Annotated in this window: 5 protein-coding genes and 1 pseudogene; 3 read left to right on the top strand and 3 right to left on the bottom strand. The window is 67.6% G+C overall.

Annotation, left to right across the window (positions count from 1 at the left end):
* Positions 1-99 precede the first annotated feature (99 nt).
* A complete protein-coding gene (locus tag E6C48_RS17315; RefSeq protein ID WP_136359419.1) occupies positions 100-561 on the bottom strand; it encodes a MerR family transcriptional regulator in 462 nt (153 codons plus the stop codon).
* Between the two features lie 447 nt (positions 562-1,008).
* Between E6C48_RS17315 and E6C48_RS17320 the strand changes: the two genes are divergently transcribed.
* From E6C48_RS17320 to E6C48_RS17330, 3 genes are all read left to right on the top strand, one after another.
* Positions 1,009-4,851 carry an SEL1-like repeat protein gene (locus tag E6C48_RS17320; protein WP_136359420.1) on the top strand — a complete coding sequence of 1,281 codons (3,843 nt, stop codon included), beginning with the start codon at positions 1,009-1,011 and terminating at the stop codon, positions 4,849-4,851.
* A 187-nt stretch (positions 4,852-5,038) separates the two neighbouring features.
* Entirely contained in the window at positions 5,039-5,962 is a 924-nt protein-coding gene (locus E6C48_RS17325) for a sulfite exporter TauE/SafE family protein (protein WP_136359421.1), read from the top strand.
* Positions 5,962-6,750 carry a TIGR02186 family protein gene (locus tag E6C48_RS17330; RefSeq protein WP_136359422.1) on the top strand — a complete coding sequence of 263 codons (789 nt, stop codon included), beginning with the start codon at positions 5,962-5,964 and terminating at the stop codon, positions 6,748-6,750. The genes E6C48_RS17325 and E6C48_RS17330 overlap by 1 nt, the downstream gene beginning before the upstream one ends.
* 7 nt (positions 6,751-6,757) lie before the next feature.
* Here E6C48_RS17330 and pdeM read toward each other — a convergent pair whose 3' ends face one another.
* Complete coding sequence (gene pdeM, locus E6C48_RS17335; RefSeq protein WP_136359423.1) at positions 6,758-7,471, bottom strand: ligase-associated DNA damage response endonuclease PdeM; 714 nt, start codon at positions 7,469-7,471, stop codon at positions 6,758-6,760.
* Between the two features lie 128 nt (positions 7,472-7,599).
* A pseudogene (locus E6C48_RS17340) lies at positions 7,600-10,320 on the bottom strand (ligase-associated DNA damage response DEXH box helicase); the annotation flags it as partial.
* Between the last annotated feature and the right edge of the window lie 312 nt (positions 10,321-10,632).

Genomic DNA, 10,632 nt, shown 5'->3' on the forward strand with positions numbered 1-10,632 from the left:
CTTTCAGATTCGCTCCGCACGCCTTAGAGACTTGATTTACGCATGTCTTTGTCCCGAAACCGGGCCCCACTTCAGTCGGCGATCGGCGGAGAGGTCTGCTCAGTTGGTTGCGCTGGATTGCGTCGGAAGGCGCTCCGACAGCAGCTGGCGAACCGTGCCCATCATCGTCGTCAACTCGCCGATGGCGTCGTCGATCAGCGCGCGCTGCTTGTTCAGCCGCACGAGCTGCTTTTCCGACTTGTCGAGCGCAAGGCGAAGCTGGCGGGCATTCGAGCCGGCCGGATCGTAGAGGTCGATGATCTGCTTGACCTCGCGCAGCGAGAAACCGACCTTGCGGCCGAGCAGGATCAGCTTCAGCCGCGCACGGTCGCGGCGGGTGTAGAGACGTGTGGCGCCGTCGCGCTTGGGGCTGAGAAGGCCCTTGTCCTCATAGAAACGCAGCGTGCGCAGCGTCACGCCGAACGTCTTGGCCATCTCGCCGATGCGCACGAAATCCTCGGCGATATCCTTGGGTGCATTGTTGATGTTGGCCATGGTCTGGCCGGTCGTCGTCAGGGTCATGGATCTAGACTTTCCCCGGTGGGGCGTCGCGGCGGTTGAGCCGGCAGCGCCTGATGGAAGCGGTCGGGGCGTTGGCTTCCGGTCGGTTTCAACAAAAAACGCGCAAGCGGCGTGCGAACCGCACACTTCTTACGTTTACGTAAGGGTATAATGGTGCAATGCGGCAAAAGCAACAGCGTTTCGCGCAAACCGGCTATGCGCCCGTTGCAAGCCCCCTCTTTGCGAACAATCGCCAAAGCTTCTTAAGCTTGGTTAACGGCTTGTTTACCACGTTGGGCGAAACGTGCGCATGTCGGTCATCCGTGTTTATCCTGTATCGAATTGTTCACGGTTTCTCGGAGCGGGGCCAAACCCGGAAGCGCGCTTCCGCCAGGTCTTGCCGCTGCGGTCCCCCGACAGGGAAGGAAAAGCCGGATCGGTCCGGCCATTTCGGAAACGGGCGTTTCGATGAACAGCAAGCGGTCCTATCTCGATACCCTCAATGCCGGCAGGCAGCGCAGGCCGCACAGCACGCTGGAAGAACTCAACCGGTCGCTGGAGGCCCTCGGGCAGCGGCTCGAGGCACCCCGTCAGGACGCGCGCGGGGCCGGCGATCCGCGCTACGGCCACGCCTATCCCTACGGCGAGCGGGCCGCACCCGAAATGCCGCGCCGTGAGGAACAGCGCTCCTATCAGCCGCCGCGCCGGCCCGGCGGCGCGGATCAGGCCTATCATGCGCTTGCCCGCGATATCGACCGCATGCGCGACCAGGAGGACGGCGTCGCCGCCGCCAGCAGGATCGCCGGAGAACTGCGCGGCCTTCGCGAGGAACTGCGCCAGCAGATGTCGGTCGGCGTTCATCGCGAATTCCAGGCCCTGCGCCAGGAAATCGAGCGCTCCTTCCGCGCCACGCCGGCCGCCAAGGGCAGCGCCGAGCTCGGACTGGAGTTCGAGCGGCTGTCCGGCGCCATCCAGACGCTCGCCGAAAGGAGCGACGACAAGAACGTCAATCTGCTGCGGCTGGAATTGGAACAGGTGAAATCGGCGCTCGACACGCTGGCGCGCGAGGAAAGTGTGCGCGGGCTGGACCGCCGCTGGGACGACTTCGACCGCCGCTGGAGCGCTTTCGAAAACCGACTCGGAGACGGCGGGCTCACCGAACGGGGCGATGCCGGCATAGCGGCGCTGAGCGAGCGGCTGGAGCAGATCGGCTCGGCCGTCTCCAACCTGCCCGAATCGCTGTCGCTGCGTTCGCTGGAGGAGAAGGTGCGCACGCTGGCCGGCGCGGTCGACCACTTCGTCAACCAGCAGGGCAGCCACAACGACACCTTCGGCCTGATCGACGAGCGGCTGGACGAGATTTCGCGCGCCATCGTCGCCTCCACCGTGGCGGCGCAATCGGCCGCCTTCGACCCCGCCTCGTTCGAGCGCATCGAGCGGCGCATCGAATCGCTCGCCCAGCAGATCGAAGAGGTCGCGGCGGACCGTCCCGGCAACGAGATGATGGACCGGCTGAATACGCTGTCCAGCCGCGTCGACGACCTCGCCGCCCGCGCCACGCTGCCCGACCATGCGATGGAGCGGCTCGGCGCGCAGATCGCCGACATCGCCCAGCGTATCGAGCACGCCCCTGCCCTGCCGCAGGCCGACGCGCTCTTCCGCGGCATCGAACAGCGCTTCGACGTGCTGTCCGACATGATCGAGCGCCGCCAGGGCGAGGCCATCGAGCACGGCAACCTGCTTTTCCACGATCTCGAACGCCGCCTCAACGAGGTCGCCGAGCAACTGGACCGGCGCTCGCCGGAAGCCGCCTTCGAGGCGAGCGGCATCATGGAAGCGATCGACGCCCGCTTCACGGCGCTGGCCAAGCGGCTGGAGACGAGCGCTCCCGACGCCGGCGGCCAGGCGGCCATCCGCGCGCTGGAAAGCCGGCTGGAAGCGATCTCGAACCGGCTGGATTCCTCGGCCGCGCAGGTCGCCGCCGTCGACCCCGAGCTGATCCGCTCGCTGGAGGCGCAGGTTTCCGGCCTTTCGGCGCACCTGTCGCAGCCGGGAACGCCGCTGCCGGTGTTCGAGGATATCGCGCCGCGCATCGACCGGATCGAGAAGAGCCTGACGTCCAGCCGCGATTCGATCCTGGAAGCCGCGCGCGAAGCGGCGGAAAACGCCGTGCGCACGCTGGCCGGGGCAGGTCCCGAGACCGCGGCCGTCGCCGGCCTGGCTAACGACCTCAAGACGCTGGAGGGGCTGACGCGCCGTTCCGACGAGCGCAACACCAAGACCTTCGAGGCGATCCACGACACGCTGCTGAAGATCGTCGACCGGCTGGGCTCACTGGAAGGCGGCCCCAGCGCACCTGCTGCCGAGCCCGTCGCCGAACCTGCCCGCGCCAAGATCGCCGTGCGCGAGGCGCCGGCGCTCGACATCAGCGAAGCGTTGCCGCTGGCCGGCGACCTGGACGCACCGGGCATCCCGGCCGGCAAGGAGCCGATGGTCCGCACCCCGGCCGAAGCCGCGGCCGATGCGGCGCGCGCAGCACTCGGCTCCGAAACCGTGGAACAGGGCGGCGACCGCAAGTCGCGGCTCGGTGGCCTTGCGCGCGCCTTCAAGCTGCGCCGGCAGAGCGAGCAGGCCGAAGCGGCACCCGCCGCCGGTGCCACGGCCGAAGCGCCTGCCGTCGACATCGACGAGCCGCTGGAGCCCAAGCTGATCAACCGGCCGCTCGAACCCGGTTCGGGCGCGCCCGACCTCAACGCCATCATGAAGCGGGTGCGCGACGAACGCGGCCAGCCGGCCAGGGGCGGCGAAGGCGACGTCGCCAAGGCCGATTTCATCGCCGCCGCCCGCCGCGCCGCCCAAGCGGCAGCAGCCGAAGCCGAGGCGCTCAAGCGCCAGTCCACGGTGACCGGACCGGTCAAGGCGCTGCGCATCGGCGATCTCATCAAGGCGCGGCGCAAGCCGATCCTGATGGCGGCGGCCGCGATCATGCTGGCGCTGGCCGGCCTGCAACTCGGCAAGGCCTTCCTGTCCGATCCGCATCAGACCGCAGCCAACGAGCCGGCGCGGATCGCAGACAGCCGCGTCGCGATGGCTGCCGACACGTCGGCCGCGACCGCGCCGGTTACCCCTTCCGCTCCGGCAAGCAACGCCGCCGCTTCGGTGACGAACTCCGACGAGACCGCACCGGTTCGCGTGGTCGACAAGGAGCCGGATGCGAAGCCGCAGCAGAACGCGGCGGTCGACACCGACGGGCAGAGCCAGATCGCGGAACAGGACGATATGGCCACGGCGGAAGCCGCCGCGAAGGCGAGCAACGCCGTTCCCGCCGGCGATGCACAGGCCGCATCGGCGGCACCGGCCGAAGCCGCGCCGGTCGCACCGCCCCAGCAGACCGAGGTCGCGAGCGTCGGCGAAACCACCAGCGCTGTCGCGCCCGCCGCTCCGGTTGCCGACGCCGCCATCGAAGTGCCGGCCGGCATCAACCCGCCGGCGCTGCGCGAGGCTGCCGCCAAGGGCGATCCCAAGGCGCTGTTCGAGATCGGCTCGCGCTACGCCGAGGCGCGCGGCGTCAAGGAAGACATGGCCGAGGCGGCCAAATGGTACCAGAAGGCGGCCGACCTCGGTTTTGCGCCGGCCGAGTACCGCATCGGCAATTTCTACGAGAAGGGCACCGGCGTTGCGCGCGACATCGCCAAGTCGAAGACCTGGTACCAGCTCGCCGCCGAGCAGGGCAACGCCAGCGCCATGCACAACCTTGCGGTGCTCTACGCCATGGCGGCCGACGGAACCACCGACAACCAGTCGGCCACGCACTGGTTCCAGGAGGCGGCCGACCTCGGCGTCAAGGACAGCCAGTTCAACCTCGGCATCCTGGCGGCCAAGGGCGTCGGCATGAAGCAGGACCTGGAGGCCTCCTACAAGTGGTTCGCGCTGGTCGCCAAGACCGGCGACAAGGACGCCGCCGCCAAGCGCGACGAGATCGCCAACGCGCTGCGTCCCGAACAGCTGGAAAAGGCACGCGCCGCCGTCGAACTGTGGAAGGCCAAGCCGCTCGACCCGGCCGCCAACACCGTCGATATCCCCGACGCCTGGCAGGACGTTCCCACCACCACCGCCAGCATCGACATGAAGAAGGCGGTGCAGAACATCCAGAAGATCCTCAACAAGAACGGCTACGACGCCGGCGGCACCGACGGCGTCATGGGCGAGCGGACCAAGAAGGCGATCATGGCCTTCCAGAAAGACAGCGGGCTGGAAGCGACCGGCACGGTCGACGAAAAGCTGGTGAAGGCGCTTCTGGCGCGCAAATGAGGCGGACGGCGTCGCTGACGTGACGCCCGGCCATAGTTTCGCCTGTTAAACGGTTGAGATGGTTTTCGTTTCGGCAGCGCGGCGGGATTTGCCCCGCCGCGCTGCCGGCGCAAGAACAGATTAGCTTTTCGGTGTTATACCGGGCTGGGCTTTACCGGCCCGAGGGTAAACTGGTCGAGACGGACGGGTGGGCATCTATCTCCCGATCGCGGAAATTTCCGTCAATATTCTCGTGCTGCTCGCCATGGGCGCCGCGGTCGGCTTCCTGTCGGGCATGTTCGGCGTCGGCGGCGGCTTCCTCATCACGCCGCTGCTGATCTTCTACAACATCCCGCCGGCGATCGCGGTGGCCACCGGCGCCAACCAGGTCATCGCCTCCTCCTTCTCCGGCGCGCTCTCGCACATGAAGCGCGGCACGTTGGACTTCAAGCTGGGAGGGGTGCTGCTTGCCGGCGGCGTCGTCGGCTCGACCTTCGGCATATGGGTATTCGCGCTGCTGCGCTCGCTCGGGCAACTCGACCTGTTCATCTCGCTGCTCTACGTCGTCATGCTCGGCACGGTCGGCGGGCTGATGCTCTACGAAAGCGTCAACGCGCTGCGCGCGACGCGCTCGGGCACGGCGCCGACGCTGAAGAAATCCGGCCAGCACAACTGGATCCACCGCCTGCCGCTGAAGATGCGCTTCCGCGCCTCAAAACTGTTCGTCAGCGTCATCCCTGTGATCGGGCTCGGCGTGGCGATCGGCTTCCTGTCCTCGATCATGGGCGTCGGCGGCGGCTTCATCATGGTGCCGGCGCTGATCTACCTGCTGCGCGTGCCGACCAACGTCGTCATCGGCACCTCGCTGTTCCAGATCATCTTCACCTCCGCCTACACGACGCTGGTGCATGCCAGCACCAACCAGACGGTGGACGTGATGTTGGCCTTCCTGTTGATGGTGGGCGGCGTCGCCGGTGCCCAATACGGCGTCAAGGCAGGCCAGCGGCTGCGCGGCGAGCAGCTGCGCGCGCTGTTGGCGCTGCTGGTGCTGGCAGTGGCGCTGAGGCTGGCGGTCGACCTGTTCGCCACGCCGCCGAACCTCTACTCCCTTTCCGTGCCGGGGATGGGCTGATGCGTCCGGCAAGGCTTGCTCTCTTGGCTGTGCTGGCGCTGGCGACGGCGATCCCGGCCGCGCGCGCCCAGACGCCGCACGAGGAGGGCATCCAGATCGGCCTGTCGACGGACGCCGTTTCCATCACCGCCGGATTTTCGGGCGCCGATCTCACCATCTTCGGCGCGCTCGAGGACGCCGACCCGCAGATCGCCCGGCAAGGCCGCTACGATGTGGTCGTCGTGCTGGAGGGGCCAGCGCGGCCGGTCGTCGTGCGGCGCAAGGACCGCGTGCTCGGCGTCTGGATCAATCTGGAATCCGAGCAGTTCGAGAACGTTCCGGTCTCCTATTCGGTGGCCTCGACGCGTCCTTTCCAGGACATCACCCAGCCCGACAGCTACAAGCAACTCTCGCTCGGCTCCAACAACATCTACATGCAGCCGGGCGACCCCGAGGCGCCACCGACGACCATCGCCGAATTCACCAAGGCGCTGCGCCAGCGCAAGACGGCGACCGGCCTCTACAGCGAGAATGTCGGCGGCGTGCGCTTCCTGTCGCAGAACCTGTTCCGCGCCACGGTCAGGCTGGCGCCGGACGTGCCGGTGGGCACGCACAAGGCGCGCGCCTTCCTGTTCAAGAACGGCGTGTTCGTGAAGGAAAGCTCGGCGCAGCTCGAAATCCGCAAATCCGGCTTCGAGCAGGCCGTCTTCCGCCTCGCCCACAACCACGGCTTCTTCTACGGCTTCCTGTCTGTGTCGCTGGCGATGCTGACGGGCTGGATGGGCCGCATCGTCTTCCGCAAGGATTGAGCGGGCATCACCCCGGCCTGAGCATCGAGCCCGGCATGGCGAAGACGCGGTCGGTGCCCAGCATGTAGGCCATCAGCGTCTCGTGCCTGAACAGGCCGCGATAGGCGCGGTCGAGCACGTTGAGCGAGCCGGTATAGGCACCGAAGGCCGGCATGATCATGCGCGAGCCGTCACCGGCGAAGCAGCGGCGCCTGACCGAGCGGCCGCGCTGGACGATGCGGGCGCACGGGTGCAGGTGGCCGGCAACCTCGCCCTCGACATAGGTGCCCGAAGGCTCGTGGCGCAGGATCAGCGAGCCGAATGCGAGTTCCCGCACCGTCTCACCCGGCAGGTCGGCCGGCGCGTCCGGATCGTGGTTGCCGGTCACCCAGAACCAGTCACGGCCGGTCATCAAAACCTCCAGCCGCTGGCGGAACGGCAGCGGCAGCCGCTCCGCCCCCCAGCCGTCGTGGAAGGAATCGCCGAGGCTGACGACGGTGCGCGGCTGGTAGTCGGACACCACCTCGGCCAGCCGCGCCAGCGTCGCCACCGTGTCGTAAGGCGGGATCAGCGCACCGCGGCGGGCGATCGCGGAACCTTTCTCCAGGTGCAGGTCGGAGACGGCGAGCAGGCCGAAATCGGGAAAATAGAGCACGCCGCGCGGATCGCAGACCGCACATTCGCCGGCGAGGCCGACAAGGCCGGCGGCAGCGATGGCATTGGCGCGGTGGACTGCGGTCATTTCGATCTCACGCTGCGGCGGCCATAGTCGGCGGTTCCAACCCTCTTTCGCTCGGCATGGCCGGCTTTCGGCGCGGTGCCATGCAGCGTCACCACCGGCCCGTTACGCGCCGGCGCCTCGCCGGCCTCGCCCATTGCCTCGGCGATCAGGTCGGAAGCCTCCATCAGCAAACTCTCGTTCGCCCCGCCGTTCACCGATTCCCGGCCGATCTCCAGCATCACCGGCACCGCCAGCGGCGAAATCTGCTCCAGTTTCTTATGCACGATTCGACTGCGGATGCGCGAGAGCATGTCGGCCAGCCTGCCGACATCGAGCAGGCCGGCGGAGGCGTCGGCGCGCGTCGCCTGCAACAAGACATGGTCCGGCTCATGGCTGCGCAGCACGTCGTAGATCAGGTCGGCCGAGACGGTGACCTGTCGGCCGGTCTTTTCCTGTCCCGGGAACTTCTTCTCGATCAGGCCGGAGATGACGGCGCAATTGCGGAACATGCGCTTCAGCATCCACGAGTCGTTCAGCCATTCCTCGAGGTCGTCGCCCAGCATGTCCTCGTCGAACAGTTGCCCCAGCGACGGCTTTCCTGCCGAAAACAGCGCGCCCATGTCGTCCAGCGCCCACACGGCGAGAGAATAGTCGGTGGCGACGAAGCCGAGCGGGCGGGCGCCCGCCCGTTCCAGCCGGCGCGTCAGAAGCATGCCGAGCGTCTGGTGCGCCAGCCTTCCCTCGAACGGGTAGCAGACCATGAAATGGCGATCGGCGCGCGGAAAGGTCTCGACCAGAAGGTCGCCGCGCTTGGGCAGCATCGACTTTTCCTTTTGCAGTCGCAGCCAATCGGCCACCTGCTCCGGCAGCGCCTGCCAGCGCTCGGGATCGGCCAGCATGCCGCGTACCTGGTCGGCCAGATAGGTCGACAGCGGGAACTTTCCGCCGGCATAGGACGGCACGATGATCTGCGCCGACGAACCGCCCGAGGAGACGACGCACTCGTTCTCGCGAATGCCCTCGAAGCGCAGCACCTTGCCGGCGAAGAGGAAATTGTCGCCGGGGCGCAGCGTCTCGGCGAAATATTCCTCGACCTTGCCCAGCACCCTGCCGCCATAGCCGGCCACCCTGCCCGAGCGCACATAGCGCACGTTGAGTTCCGGCATCTCGACGATGGTGCCGACGTTCAGCCGGTATTGCTGGGCGACGCGCGGATGGGTGACGCGCCACAGCCCCTCCTTCGTCCTGCGGATACGGGCGTAGCGCTCGTAGCTTTTCAGCGCATAGCCGCCGGTGGCGACGAAATCGACGACGCGGTCGAAGGTGGTGCGGTCAAGCCCGGCATAGGGGGCCGCGCCCGTCACCTCGGCAAAAAGCTGGTCCGCATCGAAGGGGGCGGCGCAGGCGGTGCCGAGCACATGCTGGGCGAGCACGTCGAGAGAACCTGCCAAGAGCGGCGGCGTGTCCTGCGCGCCGAGATAGTTGGCGTCGAGGGCTGCGCGGCACTCCAGCACCTCGAAGCGGTTGGCGGGGATGAGGATCGCCTTGGACGGCTCGTCCATGCGGTGGTTGGCGCGGCCGATGCGCTGCGCCAGCCGGCTCGCTCCCTTCGGCGCGCCGACATGGACGACGAGATCGACGTCGCCCCAGTCGATGCCGAGGTCGAGCGTCGAGGTGGCGACGATGGCGCGCAAGGCATTGTCGGCCATCGCCTTCTCGACGCGGCGCCGCTGGCCGACGTCGAGCGAGCCGTGGTGCAACGCGATCGGCAGCGAGTCCTCGTTCACCCGCCACAGCTCCTGGAACAGCAATTCGGCCTGGCTGCGCGTGTTGACGAACAGTAGCGTCGTCCTATGGCGGCGGATCTGGTCGTAGATTTCGGGGATCGCATAGCGCGCCGAATGCCCGGCCCACGGCACGCGCTGCTCGGAATCGAGGATCGAGATATCGGGCTTGGCGCCGCCGGCGACGGTGACGAGACCGGCCATTGGGGTAAGCGGCCGACTTTCATGGGCGGGCCGCTCGCTACCCCCACCCCTAACCCCTCCCCGCAAGGGGGAGGGGGATTCTGTCTGCGACACGCCCCCGTCCGAGATCTCTCCACGCGGGGAGGAGATTTTCGTCTTGATGATGGCTTGAGAGGGCGCGGCAGCTTTCCCTCCCCCTTGCGGGGAGGGATTAGGGGTGGGGGTCGCTGCCCAAGAAGGTGGGTTCTGCCCGACCAGCCATCGTCGCAACTCGTCCGGTTCGGCCACCGTCGCGGAAAGCCCGATCGCGCGCAAATCCGGCTTGAGGCTGCGCAGCCGCGCCAGTCCCAGAGACAGCAGGTGCCCGCGCTTGGAAGTGACCAGCGAATGCAACTCGTCGAAGACGACGACGCTCAGATCCTCGAAGAAGCGCTTGGCGTCACCGCCGGCGATCAGCAGCGCAAGCTGCTCGGGCGTCGTCAGCAGGATGTCCGGGGGCGCCAGTTTCTGCCGCTGGCGCTTGTGGGCGGGCGTGTCGCCGGTGCGTGTCTCTATGGCGATGGGCAGGCCCATCTCCTCGACCGGCTTGCCGAGGTTGCGCTCGATATCGACGGCGAGCGCCTTCAGCGGCGAAATGTAGAGCGTGTGCACGCCGCGCCTCGGTTCGCCGGGCTTGCGCCTGCCGCGCATGGCCAGTTCCGTCAGCGAAGGCAGGAAGCCGGCCAGCGTCTTGCCCGCGCCGGTGGGCGCGATCAGCAGCGTCGATTGGCCGGCCTCGGTCCGCGCCAAAAGGTCGAGCTGGTGGGCGCGCGGTGCCCAGCCCTTGGCCGCGAACCATTTGACGAACGGTTCTGGCAGATAGGCGGCTTCATTGACGTCGGTCGGGCGCGGCTCGGCGGTCACGCGACACAGGTAGCGCGGGGCGGATCAAAGGCCAAGCGGAAAATGGAACAAAAAGGGATCACGGTCTCTCCCTCCCCCTTGAGGGGAGGGTGCCGAGCGAAGCGAGGCCGGAGGGGTCACCTCAACCACACCGACGCTAATAGCGCCGGAGCACTGCCGCGACGACCCCTCCCGGCCCTTCGGGCCACCCTTGTATCTGCACGCAGGCAGGATTTGTGCGAGGAAAGCGACTGAGCCTCGAACCGGATGGCCATCCGGTTCGAGGCTTGGCGAAGTCGCCCGTACACCCTCCGGCCACAACCGCAGGGGAGC

This window comes from Ollibium composti (assembly GCF_004801285.1).
GTDB lineage: Bacteria > Pseudomonadota > Alphaproteobacteria > Rhizobiales > Rhizobiaceae > Mesorhizobium > Mesorhizobium composti.

Excerpts from the sequence above, each read along its gene's own strand:
- E6C48_RS17315 (WP_136359419.1), bottom strand. The coding sequence starts at position 561 with ATGACCCTGACGACGACCGGCCAGACCATGGCCAACATCAACAATGCA.
- E6C48_RS17320 (WP_136359420.1), top strand. The coding sequence starts at position 1,009 with ATGAACAGCAAGCGGTCCTATCTCGATACCCTCAATGCCGGCAGGCAG.
- E6C48_RS17330 (WP_136359422.1), top strand. The coding sequence starts at position 5,962 with ATGCGTCCGGCAAGGCTTGCTCTCTTGGCTGTGCTGGCGCTGGCGACG.
- pdeM (WP_136359423.1), bottom strand. The coding sequence starts at position 7,471 with ATGACCGCAGTCCACCGCGCCAATGCCATCGCTGCCGCCGGCCTTGTC.